The sequence below is a fragment of the Bacillus sp. LM 4-2 genome (genome assembly GCF_000978495.1).
Taxonomy (GTDB): Bacteria; Bacillota; Bacilli; order Bacillales; family Bacillaceae; genus Bacillus; species Bacillus subtilis.
The window spans coordinates 3,267,647-3,292,735 of sequence record NZ_CP011101.1 but is presented as its reverse complement, the minus strand read 5'-3'; the positions used below and the strand labels follow the sequence as shown (position 1 = coordinate 3,292,735).

General features: G+C 45.2%; 21 protein-coding genes and 1 riboswitch. Of the genes, 14 read left to right on the top strand and 7 right to left on the bottom strand.

Annotation, left to right across the window (positions count from 1 at the left end; translation table 11 throughout):
* Positions 1–92: 92 nt before the first annotated feature.
* From helD to bslm_RS16400, 4 genes are all read left to right on the top strand, one after another.
* Positions 93–2,417, top strand: a complete 2,325-nt coding sequence (gene helD, locus bslm_RS16415; protein WP_046381332.1) for a DNA helicase IV — start codon at positions 93–95, stop codon at positions 2,415–2,417.
* 169 nt (positions 2,418–2,586) lie between these two features.
* Positions 2,587–4,404 carry an assimilatory sulfite reductase (NADPH) flavoprotein subunit gene (locus tag bslm_RS16410; protein ID WP_046381331.1) on the top strand — a complete coding sequence of 606 codons (1,818 nt, stop codon included), beginning with the start codon at positions 2,587–2,589 and terminating at the stop codon, positions 4,402–4,404.
* Between the two features lie 25 nt (positions 4,405–4,429).
* A complete protein-coding gene (gene cysI, locus bslm_RS16405; protein ID WP_046381330.1) occupies positions 4,430–6,145 on the top strand; it encodes an assimilatory sulfite reductase (NADPH) hemoprotein subunit in 1,716 nt (571 codons plus the stop codon).
* A 254-nt stretch (positions 6,146–6,399) separates the two neighbouring features.
* Positions 6,400–8,412 carry a Na+/H+ antiporter gene (locus bslm_RS16400; protein WP_003243269.1) on the top strand — a complete coding sequence of 671 codons (2,013 nt, stop codon included), beginning with the start codon at positions 6,400–6,402 and terminating at the stop codon, positions 8,410–8,412.
* 46 nt (positions 8,413–8,458) lie between these two features.
* Here the strand turns inward: bslm_RS16400 and yvgO are convergent, their stop codons facing one another.
* Positions 8,459–8,944 (bottom strand): stress response protein YvgO, encoded by a 486-nt coding sequence (gene yvgO / locus bslm_RS16395; RefSeq protein ID WP_003243913.1) that lies wholly within the window; start codon positions 8,942–8,944, stop codon positions 8,459–8,461.
* Positions 8,945–9,166: 222 nt separating this feature from the next.
* Here yvgO and pgoN point away from each other — a divergent pair, with 222 nt between their 5' ends.
* Positions 9,167–9,997: a glyoxal/methylglyoxal reductase gene (gene pgoN, locus bslm_RS16390; RefSeq protein WP_015483687.1), complete on the top strand. Its 831-nt coding sequence runs from the start codon at positions 9,167–9,169 to the stop codon at positions 9,995–9,997.
* 31 nt (positions 9,998–10,028) lie between these two features.
* Here pgoN and modB read toward each other — a convergent pair whose 3' ends face one another.
* Together modB and modA are read right to left on the bottom strand one after the other, a co-directional pair.
* On the bottom strand, positions 10,029–10,721 hold the full coding sequence (gene modB / locus bslm_RS16385; protein ID WP_124059094.1) for a molybdate ABC transporter permease subunit: 693 nt from the start codon (positions 10,719–10,721) through the stop codon (positions 10,029–10,031).
* Positions 10,693–11,475 carry a molybdate ABC transporter substrate-binding protein gene (modA, locus tag bslm_RS16380; RefSeq protein ID WP_046381329.1) on the bottom strand — a complete coding sequence of 261 codons (783 nt, stop codon included), beginning with the start codon at positions 11,473–11,475 and terminating at the stop codon, positions 10,693–10,695. Before modA ends, modB begins: the two co-directional genes overlap by 29 nt.
* Positions 11,476–11,585: 110 nt before the next feature.
* On the opposite strand from modA, the gene bslm_RS16375 reads away from it, so the two are divergent.
* The gene (locus bslm_RS16375) at positions 11,586–12,512 is read left to right on the top strand and encodes a substrate-binding domain-containing protein (RefSeq protein WP_046381508.1); all 927 of its coding nucleotides are present in this window, start codon (positions 11,586–11,588) and stop codon (positions 12,510–12,512) included.
* A gap of 28 nt (positions 12,513–12,540) precedes the next feature.
* On the opposite strand, the gene bslm_RS16370 is transcribed toward bslm_RS16375, so the two are convergent.
* Together bslm_RS16370 and bslm_RS16365 are read right to left on the bottom strand one after the other, a co-directional pair.
* Positions 12,541–14,394: an LTA synthase family protein gene (locus bslm_RS16370; RefSeq protein WP_046381328.1), complete on the bottom strand. Its 1,854-nt coding sequence runs from the start codon at positions 14,392–14,394 to the stop codon at positions 12,541–12,543.
* 99 nt (positions 14,395–14,493) lie between these two features.
* Positions 14,494–14,976, bottom strand: coding sequence for a metal-dependent hydrolase (locus tag bslm_RS16365; protein WP_003228444.1), 483 nt, complete (start codon positions 14,974–14,976; stop codon positions 14,494–14,496).
* A gap of 166 nt (positions 14,977–15,142) precedes the next feature.
* Here bslm_RS16365 and sspJ point away from each other — a divergent pair, with 166 nt between their 5' ends.
* Both sspJ and bslm_RS16355 read left to right on the top strand, forming a co-directional pair.
* A complete protein-coding gene (gene sspJ, locus bslm_RS16360) occupies positions 15,143–15,283 on the top strand; it encodes a small acid-soluble spore protein SspJ (RefSeq protein ID WP_003221612.1) in 141 nt (46 codons plus the stop codon).
* Between the two features lie 116 nt (positions 15,284–15,399).
* A riboswitch (Lysine riboswitch) is annotated at positions 15,400–15,579 on the top strand.
* Positions 15,580–15,682: 103 nt separating this feature from the next.
* Positions 15,683–17,092, top strand: coding sequence for an amino acid permease (locus bslm_RS16355; protein ID WP_021480593.1), 1,410 nt, complete (start codon positions 15,683–15,685; stop codon positions 17,090–17,092).
* Between the two features lie 234 nt (positions 17,093–17,326).
* Here bslm_RS16355 and bslm_RS16345 read toward each other — a convergent pair whose 3' ends face one another.
* The gene (locus tag bslm_RS16345; protein ID WP_046381326.1) at positions 17,327–18,274 is read right to left on the bottom strand and encodes an iron-hydroxamate ABC transporter substrate-binding protein; all 948 of its coding nucleotides are present in this window, start codon (positions 18,272–18,274) and stop codon (positions 17,327–17,329) included.
* Positions 18,275–18,479: 205 nt separating this feature from the next.
* On the opposite strand from bslm_RS16345, the gene bslm_RS16340 reads away from it, so the two are divergent.
* The 6 genes from bslm_RS16340 to bslm_RS16315 all read left to right on the top strand — a co-directional run bounded on the left by bslm_RS16340 (position 18,480) and on the right by bslm_RS16315 (position 24,620).
* Positions 18,480–19,526 carry a FecCD family ABC transporter permease gene (locus bslm_RS16340; RefSeq protein ID WP_046381325.1) on the top strand — a complete coding sequence of 349 codons (1,047 nt, stop codon included), beginning with the start codon at positions 18,480–18,482 and terminating at the stop codon, positions 19,524–19,526.
* Positions 19,526–20,536, top strand: coding sequence for a FecCD family ABC transporter permease (locus bslm_RS16335; protein WP_046381324.1), 1,011 nt, complete (start codon positions 19,526–19,528; stop codon positions 20,534–20,536). The genes bslm_RS16340 and bslm_RS16335 overlap by 1 nt, the downstream gene beginning before the upstream one ends.
* Before the next feature lie 14 nt (positions 20,537–20,550).
* Entirely contained in the window at positions 20,551–21,360 is an 810-nt protein-coding gene (locus tag bslm_RS16330) for an ABC transporter ATP-binding protein (RefSeq protein ID WP_003243882.1), read from the top strand.
* Positions 21,361–21,531: 171 nt separating this feature from the next.
* Positions 21,532–22,725 (top strand): efflux RND transporter periplasmic adaptor subunit, encoded by a 1,194-nt coding sequence (locus tag bslm_RS16325; protein ID WP_046381323.1) that lies wholly within the window; start codon positions 21,532–21,534, stop codon positions 22,723–22,725.
* Complete coding sequence (locus tag bslm_RS16320) at positions 22,709–23,398, top strand: ABC transporter ATP-binding protein (protein ID WP_041333113.1); 690 nt, start codon at positions 22,709–22,711, stop codon at positions 23,396–23,398. The genes bslm_RS16325 and bslm_RS16320 overlap by 17 nt, the downstream gene beginning before the upstream one ends.
* Entirely contained in the window at positions 23,391–24,620 is a 1,230-nt protein-coding gene (locus bslm_RS16315) for an ABC transporter permease (RefSeq protein WP_024572128.1), read from the top strand. Before bslm_RS16320 ends, bslm_RS16315 begins: the two co-directional genes overlap by 8 nt.
* Before the next feature lie 34 nt (positions 24,621–24,654).
* On the opposite strand, the gene rsiO is transcribed toward bslm_RS16315, so the two are convergent.
* Positions 24,655–25,065, bottom strand: coding sequence for an acid stress-sensitive anti sigma factor RsiO (gene rsiO, locus bslm_RS16310; RefSeq protein WP_046381322.1), 411 nt, complete (start codon positions 25,063–25,065; stop codon positions 24,655–24,657).
* Between the last annotated feature and the right edge of the window lie 24 nt (positions 25,066–25,089).

Here is a 25,089-nt window from a genome sequence, read left to right as displayed (position 1 = left end):
CCAGTTTACATCATATAATTTAATATATGTATCCAATTATATTTTACAGTATTTCATCTATGTTTGTCAACTATTTTCTGGAGGTGCCGTTCATGAATCAGCAGGATAAGGAATGGAAGGAAGAGCAGTCGAGAATAGATGAGGTGCTGAAGGAGCTCGAAAAAAAAGAGCGGTTTCTGGAAACGTCTGCGGGCGGGTTGAAGCATGATATCATCGGATTAAGAAAAAGCTTTTGGGAGGATGTTAAGGTTAATTTTGATGATGCCCATGAAGCGATTGAAACGATGGCAAGCATTAAGCAGCAGGCAGAGCTGCTGTCTGATCGGGAACAGAATCATCGGCGCATGGATCAGCAGCTCAAACGAATTCATCAATTGAAAAAATCGCCTTATTTCGGCCGGATTGATTTTATTGAAAACGGCGAGGCGGAGGCAGAGCGAATTTATATCGGTTTAGCTTCCTGTTTGGATGAGAAAGAGGAACACTTTCTGATCTATGACTGGAGGGCGCCGATATCAAGTTTGTACTACAATTATTCTCCAGGAAAAGCGGAGTACGAGGTGCCCGGTGAAACGATAGAAGGGGAAATGGTGCTGAAACGCCAGTTTATGATCAAAAACGGCACTCTCAAGGCGATGTTTAATACCGATATGACGATTGGCGATGAAATGCTGCAAGAGGTATTAAGCCATCACTCCGATACCCAAATGAAAAACATCGTGTCTACGATTCAGAAAGAACAAAATCAGATTATCCGTAATGAAAAAAGCAAGATCCTGATCGTGCAGGGAGCGGCTGGCAGCGGGAAAACATCGGCTGCGCTTCAGCGTGTCGCTTATTTGTTATACAGGCACCGCGGCGTCATTGATGCCGGACAAATCGTTTTGTTTTCTCCCAACTTCTTATTTAACAGCTATGTCTCCTCTGTTTTGCCGGAGTTAGGAGAAGAGAATATGGAGCAGGCGACGTTTCAGGAATATATCGAGCATCGTCTTGGCCGCAAGTTCAAATGTGAAAGCGCCTTTGATCAGCTCGAATATTGCCTGACCGAAACTAAGGAAGGCGATTTTCCAACAAGGCTCGCGGGAATCACATGGAAGGCGGGTTTATCCTTTCAGCAATTCATTAATGAATACGTCACACGGCTTTCCTCTGAAGGGATGATTTTTAAAAATATCATATTCCGCGGACAAAAGCTGATCACAAAGGAGCAAATTCAATCCTATTTTTACTCATTGGATCAAAATCACTCCATTCCGAATCGGATGGAGCAAACCGCGAAGTGGCTGCTGAGTGAGCTTAACAAGCTTGAGAAAAAGGAACGGCGAAAGGATTGGGTTGTTCATGAAGCTGAGCTGCTTGACAAAGAGGACTACTTGGACGTGTACAAAAAGCTGCAGGAAAGGAAACGGTTCAGCGAGAGTACGTTTAACGATTATCAAAGAGAGCAGCAGCTGCTTGCCGCCATCATTGTGAAAAAAGCTTTCAAACCGCTCAAACAGGCGGTCAGACTCCTTGCATTTCTTGATGTGAAACAGCTGTACCTGCAATTGTTTTCTGGCTGGGGAGGAAAATTTCAGGATGAGAAGAAGGCCGCGATAGGTGAACTGACCCGTTCGGCATTTACGGATAATAAATTGCTCTATGAGGACGCGGCACCGTTTCTTTATATGCAGGATCTGATTGAGGGCAGAAAGAAAAATACGAAGATCAAACATCTATTTATTGACGAAGCCCAGGACTATTCACCGTTTCAGATGGCTTACATGAGAAGCATTTTTCCGGCTGCCAGCATGACAGTGCTCGGTGATATCAATCAGTCCATCTACGCGCATACCATACACGGGGATCAGCGTATGGATGCGTGCTTTGAGGATGAGCCTGCTGAGTATGTTCGTTTAAAGAGAACATACAGATCAACAAGGCAGATTGTCGAGTTTACCAAAGCGATGCTTCAAGATGGAGCGGATATTGAGCCGTTTAATAGAAGCGGGGAAATGCCGCTCGTTGTCAAAACTGAAGGACATGAGAGCCTTTGCCAAAAGCTCGCGCAAGAAATTGGCCGGCTCAAGAAAAAAGGGCACGAAACAATAGCCGTCATCTGCAAGACTGCGCAGCAATGCATACAGGCGCACGCCCACATGAGTGAATATACAGATGTTCGCCTGATTCATAAAGAAAATCAACCATTTCAAAAGGGTGTTTGCGTGATTCCGGTGTATTTAGCAAAGGGAATTGAATTTGACGCAGTGCTTGTCTATGATGCATCTGAAGAACACTATCATACAGAGCACGACCGCAGGCTTTTATATACTGCGTGCACCCGTGCGATGCACATGCTGGCGGTATTTTATACAGGTGAAGCCAGTCCGTTTGTAACCGCTGTGCCGCCTCGCTTATATCAGAATGCTGAATGAAGAGAAGGAAGTCCTTCTCTTTTTTTATTTATATGAAACATAGCCGTTTTATCATTAGGATTCTTAATAGTTATCATCATGTAAATATATTTTACTTAAGCCTAGTATTCCGGTAAAGTTCAATTAGATGCAATTTTCGATCAGTTTATAACTTTGTGAGGTGGATACGTTGCAACTTCAGGTAATGAACAGTCCGTTTAATCAGGAGCAGGCAGAGCTCCTTAACCGCCTTCTGCCGACCTTGACCGAATCCCAGAAAATCTGGCTGAGCGGATATTTATCCGCGCAATCTGTTTCCGCCCAAGAAGCTGCGGGTACGCCGGCGGCAGCTGTGTCTGCGGAAGCACCGGCACCGGCCGTTTCAAAAGAAGTGACCGTTCTTTATGGTTCGCAGACGGGAAACGCACAGGGGCTTGCAGAAAATGCCGGCAAGCAGCTTGAACAGAGCGGTTTTCAAGTGACCGTCTCATCCATGAGCGATTTTAAGCCGAATCAGCTGAAGAAGGTAACCAATCTTTTAATCGTCGTCAGTACGCATGGAGAAGGAGAGCCGCCTGATAACGCGCTGTCGTTTCATGAATTTCTGCACGGAAGACGGGCGCCTAAGCTTGAAGATCTGCGTTTTTCCGTTTTGGCGCTTGGTGACAGTTCGTACGAATTTTTCTGCCAGACAGGGAAAGAATTTGATCAGCGCTTAGAAGAACTCGGCGGAAAACGGATTTCTCCGCGCGTTGATTGCGATCTTGACTATGATGAACCGGCAGCCGAATGGCTTGAGGGTGTATTGAAGGGATTAAATGAAGCTGGGGGCGGAAGCGCCGCGCCTGCGCCGGCGGCTGCGTCTCAAACCGGTGAGTCTTCGTATTCCAGAACAAACCCGTTTCGGGCTGAAGTGTTAGAAAATTTAAATTTAAACGGCAGAGGATCAAATAAAGAAACACGCCATGTGGAGCTGTCTCTTGAAGGATCAGGCCTGACTTACGAGCCTGGTGACAGCCTTGGCGTCTATCCAGAAAACGATCCGGAACTTGTCGAGCTGCTCCTTAAGGAAATGAATTGGGACCCGGAAGAAATTGTGACGCTTAATAAGCAAGGTGATGTCCGTCCGCTGAAAGAAGCGCTGATTTCTCACTATGAGATTACCGTTCTCACAAAACCGCTTCTTGAACAGGCAGCCCAGCTGACAGGGAACGATGAGCTTAGAGAGCTTTTAGCCCCGGGAAATGAGGAGAATGTAAAAGCCTATATTGAAGGGCGCGATTTGCTTGATCTCGTCCGTGACTATGGCCCATTTAGTGTATCTGCGCAGGAGTTTGTCTCGATTTTGCGAAAAATGCCTGCCCGCCTTTATTCGATTGCAAGCAGTTTATCCGCAAATCCGGATGAAGTGCATTTAACAATCGGCGCAGTCCGCTACGATGCGCAAGGCCGTGAACGAAAAGGCGTCTGCTCGATTTTGTGCGCGGAACGTCTGCAGCCAGGAGACACACTGCCGGTTTATGTACAGCACAATCAAAACTTTAAGCTTCCAAAAGACCCTGAAACACCGATTATCATGGTGGGCCCTGGGACAGGCGTCGCACCTTTCCGTTCCTTTATGCAGGAGCGTGAGGAGACGGGAGCGGAAGGAAAGGCATGGATGTTCTTTGGCGATCAGCACTTTGTCACGGATTTCCTTTACCAGACAGAGTGGCAGAATTGGCTCAAAGACGGTGTGCTGACAAAAATGGATGTGGCGTTCTCACGTGATACGGAAGAAAAAGTATATGTGCAGCACCGCATGCTTGAACATAGCGCAGAATTGTTTGAATGGCTTCAAGAAGGAGCGGCTGTTTACATTTGCGGAGATGAAAAGCATATGGCGCATGACGTCCATAACACATTACTTGAAATTATCGAAAAAGAAGGCAATATGAGCCGCGAAGAATCGGAGGCTTATCTTGCCGATATGCAGCAGCAAAAACGCTATCAGCGTGATGTATATTGATTTGACTTGAAAGGAGTTTTTCAACATGGTGACCAAAATTCTAAAAGCACCGGACGGCTCTCCAAGTGATGTTGAACGCATTAAAAAAGAAAGTGATTATTTGCGCGGCACGCTGAAAGAAGTGATGCTCGATCGAATCAGTGCCGGAATTCCGGATGATGATAACCGCCTGATGAAACACCACGGCAGTTATTTGCAGGATGACCGCGACCTCCGAAATGAACGCCAAAAGCAGAAGCTTGAGCCCGCATATCAGTTCATGCTGCGCGTGCGTATGCCCGGGGGCGTCTCGACGCCTGAACAATGGCTTGTCATGGATGACCTGTCCCAGAAATACGGGAACGGCACATTAAAATTGACGACACGTGAAACGTTCCAAATGCACGGGATTCTGAAATGGAACATGAAGAAAACCATTCAGACGATCCACTCAGCACTTTTGGATACGATCGCAGCCTGCGGAGACGTAAACCGTAACGTCATGTGTGCATCAAACCCTTATCAATCTGAAATCCACTCAGAGGTATACGAGTGGTCTAAAAAATTAAGTGATGATCTGCTGCCGCGGACGAGAGCATATCATGAAATTTGGCTTGATGAAGAAAGAGTTGCCGGCACGCCGGAGGAAGAAGTCGAGCCAATGTACGGACCGCTCTATCTGCCGCGGAAGTTTAAAATCGGTATTGCCGTTCCGCCGTCTAATGATATTGACGTCTTTTCACAAGATCTCGGATTCATTGCGATTGTCGAGGATGGCAAGCTGATCGGTTTTAACGTGGCGATCGGCGGCGGTATGGGAATGACGCATGGCGATACTGCGACATATCCGCAATTAGCCAAGGTCATCGGATTCTGCCGGCCCGATCAAATGTATGACGTTGCTGAAAAAACGATTACGATTCAGCGTGATTACGGCAACCGTTCTGTCCGTAAAAATGCGCGGTTCAAATACACAGTTGACCGCCTAGGTTTAGAAAACGTAAAAGAAGAATTGGAAAACCGTCTCGGCTGGAGCCTGGAAGAAGCGAAGCCTTATCATTTCGATCATAACGGCGACCGCTACGGCTGGGTGGAAGGCATCGAGGATAAATGGCATTTCACGCTGTTTGTCGAAGGCGGCCGTATAACGGATTACGATGATTATAAGCTGATGACAGGCTTGCGGGAAATTGCCAAAGTTCATACAGGCGAGTTCCGGCTGACAGCCAATCAGAACTTAATGATTGCGAACGTTTCAAGCGATAAAAAAGAAGAAATCAGTGCTTTAATTGAACAATACGGACTAACTGACGGCAAGCACCATTCAGCGCTCCGCCGCAGCTCGATGGCGTGCGTCGCTCTTCCGACCTGCGGATTGGCAATGGCTGAAGCAGAACGTTATTTGCCGACCCTGTTAGATAAGATTGAAGAGATTATTGACGAAAACTGCCTTCGTGATCAGGAAATCACCATTCGCATGACAGGGTGTCCGAACGGCTGTGCACGTCATGCACTCGGTGAGATCGGATTTATCGGAAAGGCGCCGGGCAAATATAATATGTATCTTGGCGCTGCGTTTGACGGAAGCCGTTTAAGCAAAATGTACCGTGAAAACATCGGTGAAGCAGACATTTTAAGCGAGCTTCGCGTCCTTCTTTCCCGCTATGCGAAAGAACGTGAGGAAGGCGAGCATTTCGGTGACTTTGTCATCCGCGCGGGCATTATCAAAGCAACAACTGACGGTACGAATTTTCATGATTGAGAAAGAAAGACGAGAGACAGGGAGTAGCTTCCTGTCTCTTTTTTCTGTAATTTGCTCTGCTGCAAAAAAGTTCACTGTGAGCATATCATGAGAAAAAATACCCTAAAAAGGGTACTATAAAAGAAGACAAGTGTGGAGAGAACTCCTGCGAAACCACATAGCGGATGCAAGGCCACCCTAGCTCAAGGGCTTTTAGACAAACAGATTTTTTGGCTCATCATGCCGACACATAACAGACGAAGGAGGTCATGCATTTGGACATATTTTTAGTTGTGCTCGTATTATTAACGATTATTGCGATTTCTAATATCGTGAACCGGTTTATTCCGTTTATTCCGGTGCCGCTGATTCAAGTGGCTCTTGGGATTCTTGCCGCCTCATTTCCACAGGGACTTCATTTTGAATTAAACACCGAATTGTTTTTTGTTCTGTTTATCGCCCCTCTGCTATTTAATGATGGAAAGAGGACACCGCGGGCAGAGCTTTGGAATTTAAGGGCTCCGATTTTATTGCTTGCACTCGGCCTTGTATTTGCGACTGTGATTGTAGGCGGCTACACGATTCACTGGATGATTCCTGCTATTCCGCTGGCAGCGGCCTTTGGACTTGCGGCCATTCTTTCACCGACTGATGTCGTCGCTGTCAGCGCATTATCAGGAAGAGTGAAAATGCCAAAAGGGATTCTTCGCCTGCTGGAAGGTGAGGGGCTGATGAATGACGCATCAGGTCTGGTGGCCTTTAAGTTTGCGATTGCAGCGGCAGTGACTGGTGCATTTTCATTAGCACAAGCGGCTGTTAGCTTTGTCTTTATTTCTCTCGGAGGCTTGCTGTGCGGGGTTGTCATTTCATTTTTGATTATTCGCTTTCGCCTATTTCTGCGCCGCCTTGGCATGCAGGATGTCACGATGCATATGCTGATTCAAATTCTGACGCCGTTTGTGATTTATTTGGCAGCTGAAGAAATCGGCGTTTCGGGCATTTTAGCTGTTGTGGCTGGCGGTATTACCCATGCGGTTGAACAGGATCGCCTGGAATCTACGATGATCAAGCTGCAAATCGTCTCCTCAAGTACGTGGAACATTATTTTATTTATTTTGAACGGCCTGGTCTTCGTTATTCTCGGCACGCAAATCCCTGATGTTATTTCTGTTATCTTTAACGACACTGCCATCAGCAACATGAAGGTGATCGGCTATATCCTAGTTATCACATTTACGTTAATGCTCCTCAGATTCCTGTGGGTGCTGTTCTTCTGGAACGGCAAATGGTTCTTTAATAAAGATCAGAACATCTATAAACCGGGTCTTCGTTCGACGCTGTTAATTTCGATTTCCGGTGTGCGTGGAGCAGTAACGCTTGCAGGTTCTTTTTCCATTCCGTATTTCCTGGAGGACGGTACGCCGTTTCCGGAAAGAAATCTGATTCTCTTTTTAGCAGCCGGCGTCATTTTATGCACGCTTGTCATTGCCACCGTTGTGCTGCCAATTCTGACTGAAAAAGAAGAAGAGGACGAGGAACGAAACAAGAAGCTGCTGACGGCGAGACGCAAGTTGATCAAAACAGCCCTTCAAACGATTAAAGAGGACATGAATGAGACAAACAAAACGGCCTCTCTTGCGGTGATAGCTGAATACAATGAGAAAATGAAAAATCTTCGTTTTCAGCAGTATACATCATCTAATCGCATTAAGAAGCACGAGCGAAAAGTCCGTGCGCAGGGGGTTAAGGCTGAGCAAGAGGCGCTGATGAAAATGCTGGAGCGGGGAGACATCCCGGAAGAAACAGCAAATGTGCTGCAAGAACGATTTAACGAGTTGGAAATTTTGTATGCGAACCCGTTTAAAGTCGGATTATCAAAAACAAGGCTCAAGAGGCTGATGTATTGGATTTTCTTCGGTGAACATAAAAAGCCGGAGATGTCGATTTTAAATGAAGCGGGATTGATACGGGCAACAAGAGTGAAAACGGCAAAAGCAGCGATAGAATATCTGGAAAAACATAAGACGGATGAGCATAAAGAAGTGTTTTTATCTGTCATTACATTCTATAAGCAGTTAATTTTCAGGCTGGAGCACAGCCATCATGAGTTAAAATCAAGTGCCCATTTTGAAAATCAGAAGCTGGAAGTGAAGCTGAAGGCTGTGCAGGCGATCAGAAATGAAATTCAAACGCTCTTTGAGGAGAGGGAAATTTCCCGGGACATTTCCCATGAGCTTCGCCAATACATTAATGATGTCGAAGCCGCCATGCTTGAAGGCGGCGAATAAATGCAGCAAAAAAGCTGGTGCGTTAGAGCGCCAGCTTTTTTCTATATTAAGGGCGATGAAATGCGACAGTGCTGCCATCCCGGTCGAACCAGCCTCTGAAGGCCCAGTTGATCCAGCCGCCATCGCCTTTGTTTGTAAAGGTTCCATCTTCAAATACCCAAATGCCATACGTAATGCCGTCGTAAACGGCTGAGCCGTAAAATTGCACACCGTTTAAATGATCTTCATATTCCTGGCTTAAATTAAAGACCATGACATTATATTTTTGGCCGGATGCGTAGAAGGAAGACTCCATGAGGTTTTTCACAAACCCATCCCTGTTCTGTGCGGATTTGATGGCATCAGCGATCTGGTTGGCAATTCCAAGTACATCCAGGTTGACGTTTAAACCTACATCAGCGGCAGTTGTTCCAGCAGTAGTTGTCTGCGACATCTTCGGAGCAGGATTTTCTTCAGCGGAAGCAAAGGACAAAGGGGCAATTGTCAAAGCGGCACCAAGAGCAAGTGTCATTGGGATACGAATACGTTTCAAGTTGTTTCCTCCTTTGTTTTCATTTGGTTACACTACACGCATACCCTGCTCAATGTATTTGTAATCTCAATATTGTTAAAATAGGAAAAAAATAGTGTTTGAATTTGCCTGTGCTGTGAAAAAAGAAGCAAAAAGAGGGACTTAAGCGTATTATTGGTATCGGCTGAGAGGAATGTGAGATAATATAGACGCTTACATTTCAGTGAAAGGGTGGATGTTCAAGTGCCAACAAGTTTAAAAGATACTGTAAAGTTACATAACGGAGTTGAAATGCCTTGGTTCGGTCTGGGTGTTTTTAAAGTAGAAAATGGTAATGAAGCGACTGAATCAGTGAAAGCGGCAATTAAAAATGGCTATCGCAGTATTGATACAGCAGCGATCTACAAAAATGAAGAAGGCGTTGGCATCGGGATTAAAGAATCCGGTGTGGCAAGAGAAGAGCTCTTCATCACATCAAAAGTGTGGAATGAAGATCAAGGCTACGAAACAACGCTTGCTGCCTTTGAAAAAAGCCTGGAAAGATTACAGCTTGATTACTTAGATTTATATTTGATCCATTGGCCTGGCAAAGATAAATATAAAGATACATGGCGCGCGCTTGAAAAGCTGTACAAAGATGGCAAAATTCGCGCGATCGGCGTCAGCAACTTCCAAGTTCATCATTTAGAAGAGCTGTTGAAAGATGCTGAAATCAAACCGATGGTGAACCAAGTTGAATTTCACCCTCGTTTGACGCAAAAAGAATTAAGAGATTACTGCAAAGCGCAAGGCATTCAGCTGGAAGCGTGGTCTCCGCTCATGCAGGGACAGCTTTTGGATAACGAAGTGCTGACACAGATTGCTGAAAAACACAATAAATCTGTGGCTCAAGTGATTTTGCGCTGGGATCTGCAGCATGAAGTTGTAACCATTCCAAAATCCATTAAAGAACACCGTATCATCGAAAACGCTGATATTTTTGATTTCGAATTGTCTCAAGAAGATATGGACAAAATTGACGCATTAAATAAAGATGAGCGTGTCGGCCCAAATCCTGATGAGCTTCTGTTTTAATCAAAAAACTCCCCGTTATGGGGAGTTTTTTTTAGTGCGTTTTTTTCTGTTGAATGAAAAACAGCATCAAAAAGGAAATGACAACAATACAGACGACCCACGCCCAGGCAAGGGTATTGTTGCCGGAATCCAATGCGACATATATCGCCGTCGGCAGTGTTTGCGTAACACCGGGGATGTTCCCTGCAAACATGAGTGTTGCGCCAAATTCTCCGAGCGCCCGCGCAAGGCTGAGGATGCTTCCGGTCAGCAATGAAGGATAGGCAAGCGGGACGGAGATATGGATAAACACTTTCCATCTGCTAGCGCCGTCTACCATGGCCGCACCTTGTATATCGGGGTCAATGTCAGCAAATCCGGTTTTGGCTGATTGGTACATAAGCGGAAAGGCTACAACAGCCGAGGCGATCACAGCGGCCCACCAGGTGAAAATGACAGGCTGCCGGAAGATCCACTCGATGGCTTGTCCGATGAAGCTGTGCTTTCCGAAAATGACGATCAAAATAAAACCGACAACAGTAGGCGGAAGAACGAGCGGAAGCATAAAACATGTTTCGAGTGCCGTTTTTCCGAAAAATGATGCCCGTGACATCCATGCTCCAGCAAGTGTTCCGAGAATAATGACAGCAATTCCGGCAACTGCCGCCACCTGAAAGGAAAGCACAACGGGTGTGAAAAATTCTGAAGCGCTTATGCTACTTGGCAGTAAAGCCATATTTCTCAAATACTTTCATTGCTTCATCAGATTGCAGGTATTCGTAAAATTCCTTCGCTTCCTTACGGTGTTTTGTATCTTTTACGATTCCTAACGGATAGACAATTGGGCTGTGTGTATCTGCTTTTGCCTCGTCGATAATGTTGACCTTTTTCGAGACCAGGGCATCTGTTTTATAAACAATACCTGCGTCTACATTGCCGGTTTCAACATAAGAAAGAACTTGGCGAACGTCTTTTCCATACACAATTTTATCCTTCACTTTGTCCCATAGAGACAGCTTTGTCAGTGATTCTTTCCCATAAGCTCCTGCCGGTACGGATTCCGGCGTGCCGAGAGCGATTTTTTCTGATTCAGCCAGATTGCTGAAGCTTGTCACAGGTGAATCTCCGTTTTTCGGTACGACCAGCACAATTTCATTACCGACTAAATCAGTGCTGTCTTTTTTTGCGATATCTCCATCATCCACCAGCTTTTTAAATTTATCCTCAGCAGCTGAGAAGAACAGATCTGCTCCTGCTCCTTGAGAAATCTGTTTTTGCAAGGCGCCGGATGAGCCATAGTTATCTTGGATGGTAATACTTTGATGCTCTTTTTCATAATTTTTTTGGATTTCCTCAAGTGCATCCTGCGCGCTGGCGGCAGCTGAGATGGTTAACATTACTTTTTTCTCGCTGTCCGTTGAAGACTGGTTTGAAGAACAGCCTGCTGCAAGCAGAAAAGCGGTTAAGGCTGCGATGAAAATAGAATACTTCTTAAACATGATTGCACCCCTTATCATTAGATATAACTAATTATAACTGATTATGTTTGGTTTATGTGGGTTTTTTTACATTCAACGAAAAGGTATAATAAAATAGGAGAGTGATGATGATGAATGAAACCTCTTCCTATACGATAGAAGAAGTTGCAGGTCTGCTGAAGGTATCAAAGCTGACCGTTTATGATTTGATTAAAAAAGGCGTGCTGCCTGCTTACCGTGTCGGAAGGCAGATGCGTGTGGATGAAGAAGATTTAAAGCAATATAAAACAAATATGAGAATGTCTCAGCCCATCGCTGCAACTGAAGCGCCGAAACAGGTGCAGGAGGCTGAGCCGGACGGCAGACCGAATGTCATGATCAGCGGACAGGATATTTCGATGGATATCCTCAGCAAGCATTTGGAGAATGCCATTCAGGAGACGCCGCTCCGTAAATACAAAGGAAGCTTAAACAGCCTGATTGATATGTATCAAGGCAAGTGTGACATTGTCAGCCTCCATTTGTACGATGCAGAAACCGGCCAGTATAACGCGCCTTATGTGAAACGGATCTTGACAGGTGAACCGTTTTGTCTCATCAATGTCGTTCTCCGCAAAGCAGGACTGTATGTGCAAAAAGGGAATCCGAAAAACATTCAAGGCTGGAAAGACTTGAAAAGAGCCGATATCCGGCTCATCAACAGGGAAAAGGGTTCTGGCGCAAGGGTGCTCCTTGATGAACAGCTTGGCTTGCTTGGTGTGAATCCGGCTGATGTAGTGGGATATGGCGATATCGTGACTGATCATTACGCTGTAGCTTCACAAGTTTCAAGCGGACAGGCTGACGCGGGAATCGGGGCACAGCACGCGGCACATATGGGCAGTGTTGATTTTATCCCGCTCATCGACGAACAATATGATATTGTCGTTTTGAAAAAACATGAGCAGCTGCTCAAAGTCGTGAAGGAGATTTTGAATTCTGAGGACTACAAGGCGAATTTGTCTCATTTAAACGGCTATGAAACAAAGCTGACTGGCAAGGTGATATTGGAAACGTAAAAAATCCCTCTTGATAGAGGGATTTTTTTCATTCGGAAAACCTGAGCAGGTCACCATTTAAAATTTTATCGGAGAGAGACAGTTCTTCGTTTGCTTTCTCCTTATAAGGGAGGCACGCATCCTGATCTTCCAGCACTTCACCTGTTTTTTGGCTATAGCACGTGTTCTTTGTGTATATATAATCGTTCGTAATAAAGCTGCCGTTTCGCAGAACGGCGAATGGGGTGCGGTCGCTGGACAGCAAATCATTGCCGAATTGGATATCGCCTTTTGTCTCAACGCCGAGCAAATGCATCAGCGTCGGCCTGACGTCGACCTGTCCCCCGGCATCAGGGATGGTTTCCGGCTGTTGATCGGTGATTCCCGGGATATGTATGATAAACGGCACCCGCTGGAGCTGAACGTTGTCATACGGTGTGATTTCGTCTTTCCCTAAAAACTCAGCCATTGCCTCGTTATGGGCTTCAGAAATGCCGTAATGATCTCCCATAAATACGATCATCGAATTTTCGTATAAGCCTTCGTCCTTCAGTTTTTTGATAAAATGCTTCAATGCTTCATCCTCATAGCGAACCGTGGTCACATAGCGGTTTAACAGATCACTGCTTGAATCGAATTCATCTATCAGCTGATCCTTTTCATCAATCTCAAACGGAAAATGATTCGTTAACGTGATAAAACTGCTGTAGAACGGCTGCGGCAGGCTTTTCAGCTTTTCGGCGGACTGCTCTAAAAATTCTTTGTCTTTTAAGCCCCAGCTTGTCGATGTCCCGGGAGTGACATGAAAATCATCAACATCAAAAAAGCGGTCAATGCCAAACGTATCGTACATGACATCTCTGTTCCAAAATGTTTTATGGTTAGCATGAAAGACGGCTGAATAATAATCGTGCTGTTTCAGCGATTTATACATCGTATGAAATTGATGGTCGCTTTTCGTGAAAAAGACGGCGCCGCTAAGGGAAGGATACAGTGAGTTAGCGACGATAAATTCTGAATCTGATGTTTTTCCTTGTTCTGTTTGCTGATAGAAATGATCAAAGGAATAGCTTTTTTTTATGAGATCATTCATAAATGGGGTAATTTCTTTTCCATTTACTTTTTCATTCAGAACAAAGCTTTGGGTCGATTCAAGTGTTACAAAGATGACATTGCGCCCCTTTGCAAGACCGAATTTGCTTTGATCAGGCTTGCTGTAATCAGCCTCTGTGTAGTTTTTAATGGCAGTTATACTGTCTTCATCGGCAAAAGCTTTCGCGCTGATATTAACAGTCTGAGAAATTGTATCGTAAATATGGAACTGAAACAGACCGATGCTTTTGACTAGCATTTCCCGGTCAAAAGAATGTGCCAAAAGCTTCGGCTGCTGTACTTCTGCAAGTGCCAGTGTGCATAAAAGCATGCCGCAGGAAGCTGCATAGTACCGTTTGATCGTGCGGGGAGCGGCTTTTGTCTGTGGGTGTTTGGTTTTTCTGACGAACAGCAGCAGAAAAACCAAATCCACAAACAGGGCGATAAACAGAGGATGGAACAGTTCTTTTACACTGCTGCCCATATCGCTCATGTTGCTGGCCTGAAATAAAACCGGGATGGTAATAAAATCGATATAAAAGCCGTAAAAAATCGTATTAGAGATCAAGATGACAGTCAGAACCAAATTGGCAATCAGCAAAAAGGCCCGCTGCTTGTTTTCTTTTAGAAACAGGCCGATCCCGAATAAAGGAAGAATAAAGCTGAGCGGGTTGACCAGCAGCATTAGCTCCTCCAACAGAGTATCGATTTGCAAATCAAAGCCGAGTTTATATATCACATACGTTTTGATCCACATAAATAAGATCGAAAAACATAAAAACCGCTGATTGTGAAAAAAGGTTCCTTTCATCAATATGACTCCTCGCGTTTTCTTGATCATCTGCATGAAATGCTTCTTAAGTAAAACCTACTAAAAACAGCCGGTTCAGACAAGTCTCAGCACTCATGTTTAAAACATGCGCCCATGAAACAGCATATAAAAGTAGTAACATGAAGCAAGGGTCAGGCCAGCTAGCACGAGCTGCTCAGAAAAACTGCCTGTCTTCATATATAATGGAAGCCGAACGCGGATCGTTGAAGGGAATAATAATTTGATTCCGTTCACCGTCCAAGCGTCAAGAATCAAGTGGCTTGCCATTCCGATCATCAGGCCGGCTGATATGTTTTTATCTGGAATGTATGTAGAAGTGATAAAAAACATGATGAGCATAAACAGCAAGCTGTGTGTAAATGTACGATGGCCAAAAACGGAGCTGACCACTTTCGATAAAATAGGAAATTTTCTCCCGATTTTGCTTTGTGTGTGGCAGATATCGGGTATTAATGCTCCAACCGCGCCTGACGCAGCCATAAGCACTGGATCAAATCCATAATAATAAGCCGCTGCCGTACAAGAAGCGATGCCTCCCATGATGTGTGTTTTTCCTGTCATTTGCCGCTTCTCCTTTTATCTTTTGCAAAAAATCTCTGAATTACAAATATATCAAGAGAATGTATGTTTGATCAACAGGACTTTGGACGATAAAAAATATCCCGCATAATTTTTCATAAAAGAGGCATCTTAAACATGTACCTATTTTTTAAAAGAGGTGATACGAATGGGTTTCTTTAATAAAGATAAAGGAAAACGTTCCGAAAAAGAAAAAAACGTAATCCAAGGAGCTCTTGAAGATGCTGGTTCAGCTCTAAAAGATGATCCGCTTCAAGAAGCTGTGCAAAAAAAGAAAAATAATCGATAATCACATGCGGATAGGGCTTGGCTCTATCCGTATTTTCCATCTGTTCCCTTTGACAGATCATCCTTTCTTTGATAACCTTCTGGGAGTAACTGAATAATTAAATCCTCACTCTTTCTCAGTGAGGTAGAGGTTGCGCGGATGATAAGTCACACATGCCAGGCTGACAGGGGCTGTTAAACATGTGTAAAAGGCATCAGCGCCGAAGTGTGGAGAAAGCCGATCCTTCTCTATGCTGGGACTGTATCTGAATAAGTGCAGGACTGCCGCGTGCTTTTTCGCGGAGGGCTATCCGGAGATCAAGGGTGTGTGTTTCTTTAAGCATGGACTTTTGTTCAGGCTTTTTTTGCGTTTATATGATCTCGGGGTCTGGTCCGTACAAAGAATCATGGAGGTACTGGAATGGAACAGACAAAAAAATGGGGTTTTTGGTTATTAACGGCGTTTGTCGTTGGAAATATGGTTGGATCAGGAATTTTCTCCTTGCCGAGCTCGCTTGCTTCAATTGCGAGTCCGTTTGGAGCTACGTCCGCCTGGCTTTTGACAGGTGCCGGCGTGCTGATGATTGCACTTGTGTTCGGACACTTGTCCATTCGCAAGCCTGAACTGACAGCGGGACCGCAAAGTTATGCAAGAGCGCTGTTTTCTGACCCGAAAAAAGGCAACGCTGCCGGTTTCACAATGGTGTGGGGCTACTGGGTGGCGAGCTGGATCAGCAACGTGGCGATCATCACAAGTCTCGCCGGTTACTTGACTTCGTTCTTCCCGATCTTGGTTGATAAACGTGAGATGTTTTCGATCGGCGGGCAAGAGGTGACACTCGGCCAATTACTGACGTTTGCCGTATGTACGATCTTGTTATGGGGAACGCACGCGATTCTTGTTGCCAGCATTAACGGCGCAAGTAAATTAAACTTTGTCACAACGCTTTCTAAAGTATTAGGTTTTGTCTTCTTTATCGTTGCCGGTTTATTTGTGTTTCAAACGACATTATTCGGTCATTTTTATTTCCCGGTTCAAGGAGAAAACGGCACAAGCATTGGAATTGGCGGCCAGGTTCATAACGCCGCGATTTCTACACTGTGGGCGTTTGTCGGAATTGAATCCGCGGTGATCCTGTCCGGCCGTGCGCGCTCTCAGCGTGATGTGAAACGTGCGACAATTACCGGCTTGCTGATTGCCTTGAGCATATATATTATTGTGACTTTAATTACGATGGGTGTTCTGCCGCATGATAAGCTTGTCGGCTCTGAAAAACCATTTGTTGATGTACTCTATGCGATTGTTGGAAACGCGGGAAGCGTGATTATGGCGCTTTTGGCTATCCTTTGTTTATTCGGAACGATGCTCGGCTGGATTTTGCTTGGCTCTGAGGTGCCATACCAAGCCGCTAAAGCAGGAGATTTCCCGGCATTTTTTGCAAAAACGAATAAAAAGGGAAGTCCGGTCATTGCACTCATTATTACAAACGTCATGTCACAGGTCTTCATTTTCTCGGTTATTTCCCGGACAATAAGTGACGCATTTACATTTTTAACGACAGCGGCTACACTCGCATATTTAATTCCGTATCTGGTATCTGCAATCTACAGCTTGAAGGTAGTCATCAAAGGTGAAACGTATGACCAGCTGAAAGGCTCCCGTGTAAGAGACGGATTGATCGCGATACTGGCGTGTGCATACTCCGTGTTTGTTATCGTAACAGGCACAGCAGATTTAACGACATTTATCCTCGGCATCGGTTTATTCTTTGTCGGCTTAATCGTTTATCCATTTGTGAGTAAAAAGTTCCAGAAAGAAAAACAAGCATAATGAAAAGACACCTGATTTGCTCAGGTGTCTTTTTTATAAAATCACAATTTCTCCTGTTAGGAATCCGTTCGTTAAATATGCAAAAAACGTTTTTCAGTCTCTCCAGCATAAAAAAACTGATCGTGATGAGGATGCAGCTTAATATGAATGGCTCAAAGAAAATATCCGATATGATTCAAATTGAGCCGTTCCTTATAAATAAGCAAAAGAGCTGCGGGCAGGCGGCTCTTTTGTTTATTTAGTCAAGCTTTCCGTAATATACTCCAGTTGTCCTTCTAATGAAATCGGGTCTGTGAAATAGAAGCCAATCGGATCCATCTTGTATACATGGCCATTTTTAACGGCATTCAGGTTCTTCCAAATGGAGCTGTCAAATACGCCGCCATCATCACCGCCTGATTGCCATGGGCCCGCGAAAATGTAATCTCCGGCGAAGTCAGGGAGCTTCTCTAATGAAATACTTGTATAACCTGGCCCCTGGTCAATGGCTTTTTCTTTTGTCAGCTTTGTAGCCTGCAGGCCGAGGTCTTTGTAAATGATGCTTCCGCCTCTTCCAAAGTCTTTACCGAATACGTAAATGTCTTTTCCGTTCGTTTGCATAATGGAAATGGTTTTGTCACCGACCGCTTTTTTGATTTTTGTTTTAGCGGCAGTAACTTTTTTATCCCACTCGGCCAGCCATTTTTCAGCTTTATCTTCAGTTCCCGTCATTTTTGCAAATTCTTTCAGCTGTTCGATGTTGTCGAGCTTATCGTATTTTACTGCGACAGTCGGCGCAATTTTTTCAAGCTTTTTAATATCAGCGCCCTGTGTTGTCCAGACGATAATCAGGTCAGGATTCAAATCAATAACCTTTTCAACCGAAGTGCCGTCTCCGATGTTTTCAACGCCGTCGGTTTTTCCTTTGTAGTAAGGGTTTTTAAATACATTCTCAGGCGCACCGACAACGTTGATGCCGAGTGTTTTGAAGTAGCCGTAATAGCCGTCTGCCATGACAACCACCCGTTTAGGATGCTTCGGGATTTTTACATTTCCGTTTTCAGCCTTGTATGTATAGGTTTCTGCGCCTTTTGAATCAGAGGCAGAACCTTTGCTTTCTGAGTTATTCCCGCAGGCTGCCAGCGCTGCAATCAATAACAGGGCAAAAAACGCGGCTCCGAGTTTCTTGTATATATGGGTCATATCTCATACCTTCTTTCTAAAAGATAGATGAAAAAGAGAATCATTATCATCTGTGATTATACCACTGCAAGTGCCGGTTGACACTATATTTTTGCAAATGCATTTTCATTTTTGTTCAAAACACTCTATTAAATCAGCTGAAAAAAGTGATATACTGAAACAGCAATTGATAATCATTATCAGTAACAGAAAGGAAGTACGGCAGTTGAGTCAACATAAAAATATACGGACTGCATCAGAAGAAATCCAATGGACGTCAAGGACATATGGCGCGATCATCGTCCTTATTGCAGGTCTATGCCTGCTTTGCCTTGGCGCATTTTTATCCATATCCCTCGGTGCAGCGGATATTCATTTGCGCACTGTATGGGACGCCATTTTTCATTATCAGCCGACAAAGACATCTCACCAAATTATACATGATCTTCGGCTTCCGAGAACGGCGGCTGCCGCGCTTGTAGGCGCATTGTTGGCAGTGTCGGGAGCAATCATGCAGGGGATGACGAGAAACCCTTTGGCAGAGCCTTCGATTATGGGTGTGACATCAGGCTCTGCGTTTGCAGTTTCGATTGCGTTTGCCTTTTTTCCCGGGCTTTCTGCAATGGGGCTTGTGCTATGGTCCTTTGCGGGAGCGGGGCTGGGGGCATCGACGGTAATGGGCATCGGCATGTTTTCAAGGGGCGGACTTACGCCTGTAAAGCTTGCTCTGGCGGGTACGGCAGTTACTTATTTCTTTACCGGCATTTCAACTGCCATTGCAATACGCTTTGATGTCGCTCAGGATATCAGCTTTTGGTACGCAGGCGGGGTAGCGGGTGTGAAATGGTCAGGGGTCCAGCTTTTGCTTATCTCAGGAGCTGTCGGTTTAACGCTGGCGTTTTTCATCGCCCGATCTGTGACAGTGTTAAGTCTCGGTGACGATCTGGCAAAAGGGCTTGGACAATATACATCAGCGGTGAAACTGGTTGGCATGCTTATTGTAGTAATTCTGACCGGAGCTGCGGTTTCCATTGCCGGCACCATTGCATTTATCGGGCTGATCATTCCGCATATTACCCGTTTTTTGGTCGGTGTGGATTATCGGTGGATCATTCCTTGCTCGGCGGTGCTCGGTGCTGTTTTGCTTGTTTTTGCTGACATAGCGGCCAGACTCGTAAATGCGCCCTTTGAAACGCCTGTCGGCGCGCTGACTTCTCTGATCGGCGTTCCCTTTTTCTTTTATTTGGCACGTCGTGAAAGGAGAGGGCTGTAATGAAAACAAAAACAAACAAACCGCTTATTGTAATGGCTGTGACCTTTTTGCTTATCGTGGTGGTCTTTTTTATCAGTCTCAATTTGGGCGTTATCAAAATTGCACCGCTTAAAACGCTTCAGGTCTTTTTCGGCCAAGGAACGGCGCGTGATGAACTTGTCTTATTTGAGTTCAGGCTGCCTCGGATCATCCTTTCTTTGCTTGTTGGAGCAGGGATCTCCGTAGCTGGAGCCATTTTGCAAAGCGTGTCTCAAAATGAACTTGCCGAGCCTGGTATTCTCGGAATTAACGCCGGCGGTTCACTTACTGTAGTGCTTTTTATATACTTTTTTCAAGGGTCAGCTTCAGATCTCAGCTTTTTCGGAACATTTATGCTGCCGTTCAGTGCTTTGGCAGGAGCAATCCTCGCTGCGTTTCTCATTTATATTCTGGCATGGAAAAAAGGCGTGACACCGATTCGGCTGATTTTAGTCGGCATAGGGGTGAATGCCGGATTCAACGCCCTGTTGCTGATTTTTCAGCTCAAGATGGACCCTCATGATTTTATGCAAGCCGCGGTTTGGATATCCGGCTCAATATGGGGGGCGAACTGGAATATGATCTGGGCGATTCTCCCTTGGATTGTGATCTTGCTTCTGTTTACTTTATATAAGGCACGCTATTTGAACATTATGCAGCTCGGAGACCAATTGGCGACCGGCCTGGGCACCGCTGTTGAAAGGGAAAGACGGATTCTTCTTCTGGCAGCGGTCACTCTTGCCGCTTCATGCGTGGCAGCTGCGGGGGGCATTGCGTTTCTCGGATTGATCGCGCCGCATGTGGCTAGAAGGCTGACCGGTCCACGTCACCAGACGCTGATACCGGTCTCCGCCTTCATCGGCTCATTCCTGTTTTTGCTTGCTGATACGCTGGCGAGAAATGTATTGGCACCATCAGAAATTCCGGTCGGACTTGTCATTTCCGTGCTAGGTGCGCCTTACTTTATTTATTTATTGATGAAAGCGAATTAGAGGAGGGGCCGAATATGAATTCATTATCAACGGAACAGCTTGGAATCGGTTATGGCGACAGGGTGATTGTAGAGGATTTAAATATATCGATTCCTAAAGGGAAAATTACCACCTTAATTGGCCCGAACGGCTGCGGGAAATCAACGATTTTAAAAACAATGTCCAGAATTATGCGTTCACATGCAGGTGCCGTCTATTTAAACGGCAAAGCGATTCATAAAATGTCTACAAAGGACATTGCAAAAGATATGGCGATTCTTCCACAGACACCTGAAGCGCCGAGCGGCCTAACAGTGCACGAATTGGTGTCGTACGGCAGGTTTCCGCATCAATCAGGATTCGGCAGATTAAATGACGAAGACCGCCGGATTATCAAATGGGCGCTTGAAGAAACAGGCATGGCTGAATATGCTGAACGGCCGATTGAGGCATTGTCAGGCGGACAGCGTCAACGCGTGTGGATTGCCATGGCGCTTGCGCAAGGGACGGAACTGCTTCTGCTGGATGAACCTACAACGTATCTTGATCTTGCACATCAGCTTGAAATTCTGCAGCTGCTTGACAGACTCAACAAAGAGCAAGGGCGGACGATTTTAATGGTCATTCATGACCTTAACCATGCAGCTCGTTTTTCTCATTATATGATCGCGCTCAAAAAAGGCACGGTCATCAAGGAAGGAACTGCTCTGGAGGTCATGACACCAGACATTTTGAAGCAGGTATTTCAGATTGATGCCGAAATCGTGACTGATCCCCGTACAAATAAACCTGTATGCTTGACATATGACTTGATTAAAAATGAAAAAGAGCTAGTTACTGTATGAAAAAATCCCGGTTTGAAGCCGGGATTTTTTTTATTCGGCTTTGAAAATACAATTTTTCTATTTGATTCCGTCATTTCAATAAAAGGATTGCAAGTCTTTTTGAATTAATAGATAATATTGGTTAGAATGTTTCGAAAATATTACATAGTTTACAGAAAGAGGAGATCGTGGATGTCCAAGAAGAAAAAATGGCTTATTGGCGGTGCGATATGTGCCGGTGTGCTTGTATTGGCTGGGATCGGCGCTGGCGGTTTTTACTTTTTTACCCACATGAACCAAGTTGCCGTATCATCAGAGCCCTATGCTGAATCGGTAGCGGTATACATGGGCGGAGAATCAGAATCAGGCCAAACGTTTTCTGGAAAGGTTGAACCTGAGAAACAGCAGAAAGTATACATAGATTCAGAAAAAGGCAGCATTAAAAAAACATACGTCAAAGAAGGCGATCAGGTTAAAAAGGGCGATAAGCTTTTTGAGTATGAGGGCGAGGATCATTCTGATGAAGTGGAGCAAGCCAATTTGCAAATTGAAATGACAAATCTGCAAATCAACCGTTTGCAAAAATCAATAACGGAAACGGAAAAGAAGCTGAAAGTTGCTGGAAAAGAAGAGAAAACCCAGCTTCAAGATGAACTTGATCAGTCCAATTTCGATTTGAAAACAAGCCAGCTTGAACTGAAGCAGCATCAAAAAGAACTGGCTGGCCTGACGAAAAACAAAGGTTCCAATGTCATTACAAGCAAGCATGACGGAATCGTTCAAAGCGTCAATCAGGATATCGCTGACGGTGCAACAGGCGACCAGGCAACAGGCCCGTATATCCAGATTGTTTCGACAGGCAAATATCTGGTCAAAAGCCAAATCAATGAGCTGTTAATGGACACGATCAAAAAAGGCAGCAAAGTCAGGGTCACGCTGAAAACAGGCGGTGAGGGCGAGTGGAAAGGAAAGGTCACCTCGATCGGCAAGCTTCCAGCGGGAGCAGGCGAGGGTGAAGAATCAGAAAGCTTTGCTGATGAAGAAATGAACCCCCAGTCCTCTAACTATCCTTTCACCATTTTATTAGACAGCCATAAAGGTCTTGAAGTCGGCTATCATGTCAACATCGAAGTGATGAGTGATAATGCTGATGCGGACACGATCAAGCTGCCGTCCGACATGGTCATTCAGGATGACGGCGAACCGTATGTGTGGAAAGCTGATGAGAATCAGAAAGCGGTTAAGCAGCCTGTTGAAATCGGAGAGACTGATGAAAATGACATGGTGGAAATTAAGAGCGGCCTGACGCCGGAAGATTATGTGATCTATCCTGATCCCGCGGTCAAGGAAGGAAAGCAGGTTACAGTCAATGCTGACACTGAATAATATTTCAAAGTCGTACAAGCTGGGAAAAGAAGAAGTTCCAATCTTGAAACATATCAATCTGACTGTTCAGGCGGGGGAGTTTTTAGCTATTATGGGGCCTTCGGGTTCTGGAAAGTCAACGTTAATGAATATTATCGGCTGTTTGGACAGGCCAACCTCAGGAACCTATACGCTTGACCAGATCGATATATTGAAAGGGAAAGACGGGGCTTTAGCCGAAATTCGCAATGAATCAATCGGGTTTGTGTTTCAAACTTTCCATTTGCTGCCGCGTCTCACCGCGCTGCAAAATGTCGAGCTGCCGATGATCTACAATAAAGTGAAGAAAAAAGAGAGAAGGCAACGGGCATATGAAGCGCTGGAAAAGGTCGGATTAAAAGACAGGATCTCCTACAAACCGCCTAAGCTGTCCGGCGGCCAAAAGCAGCGGGTGGCGATAGCGAGGGCCCTCGTCAATCAGCCGAGGTTTATTTTAGCTGATGAACCGACCGGGGCGCTTGATACCAAATCAAGTGAACAAATTTTGTCACTGTTTTCTGAACTGCATCGGGAAGGCAAGACCATTATTATGATAACCCACGACCCGGACGTAGCCAAAAAAGCTGACAGAACCGTTTTTATCAGAGACGGAGAGTTGGTATTAGATGAGAGAGGGGATATCAGCCATGCTTGAACATATTCGAATCTCCATTCAATCCATTTTCTCTCATAAATTAAGATCCATTCTGACAATGCTCGGCGTGATTATCGGCATAGCGGCAATCATCGCGATTGTTTCAATGCTGAAGGGCCAAAGTGAGCAATTAAAGCAAAGTATGATCGGCATGGGAAACAACGCGATCAACGTTGTCTACCAGCCGTCTGGCGGAGAAGAGGAGAGCGGCGGCCCTCAGGTGTCGTATGCGTCCGCGCCGCCTGTAGCCGAAGAAACAGTAAAGGCGATCAAATCAGATCCGATGGTCAAAGGATTATCCTTATATTACTTGTCAGAAGGCGCGAGCGTTTTTCATTTAACAAACGTTTCGTATCCCCAAGTGTATGGAGTGGACGATGATTACTTTGACATGTTTCCAATCCGAATAACCGAAGGGAGAAAGCTGACGGAAAACGATTTAAACAGCACACACCAAGTAGTGATGATCAATGAAGCTGTCAGAGATGAACTGTTTCCAGACGGAGAAGCTCTGCATAAAAACATTGAGATGAATGGTGTGCCGTTTAAGGTCGTCGGTGTTTTTAAAGAAAAAAATCAACAGGAAAGCATGTTTGAAGGCGACTATGCGAACCCGGTTTTGTACGTGCCGAAAAAAGTGTGGCCGCTTATTGAAGGGTTTGACGCGCCAACGCAGATTGCCGTGCAGGCTGATTCTTCTGAGCATATCCAAGAAGCGGGTGTAATGGCTGCAGATCTTTTAAATCAGGGACTGTCAGAAGCTGAGCTGGAAAAAGCAGAGTACAGTGTAATGGATCTTCAGGAGATCGCGCAGGAAGTGGAGTCCTTTAATCAGTCATTTGCATTGCTGCTTGGCGGAATCGCCAGTATTTCACTTTTGGTGGGCGGTATCGGCGTCATGAACATTATGCTCGTTTCCGTAACGGAGCGCACGAGGGAAATCGGAATTAAGAAAGCGCTCGGTGCTAAGCGGCGTGTGATTTTATTTCAATTTTTAACCGAGGCTGTCGTGCTGACAAGCATTGGCGGAATACTCGGTGTGCTGGCGGGCTTCGGCATCGCCAAGCTGCTGACGGTCATTTTTCCGATGCCTTTTATCGTCTCCATTCCAGCTGTTGTCGGAGCACTCATCTTTTCAATGGCAGTCGGCATTATCTTCGGCTTGCTTCCGTCCATCAAGGCTTCGAAGCTTCAGCCTGTAGACGCGCTTCGCTATGAATAAAAAGAACGCATCCAATTGGAATGCGTTCTTTTTTTTAGCTGGGAAGAGCCGAGTTGCATTTGTCTAAAATCAAAAAAACGGCTGCGACAATCATTTCTTCTGTGGTGGACAGCCAGATGTCGCTGATCAATTGGTCTGTTGTGTGAGCAGTCATCCACAAAAACAGCAGCTGGACGATGCCGGCAAGGAGAATGAATAGACGTTTTCCTGTCTTGAAAAATGTAAAGCTATGTATCATCAGCCGTTCAAATGGTTCAAAGCATAATCCGAGAACAAGGAATACCATGGCAAAAAGCAGGACATGAGCTGCTGAGCGGTAGCTCGTTCCCGCTAAAGAAAACAATATATAGATGACAGCAAAATAGGTCAACACCACTGCTGCTGCGGCCAGCAAGTACTTTATGGAGAGCCGCAATAAGCGTTTTGAAGGGTTTTGATGTTTCACTGGTTCAGCTCCTTATGAAGGCTT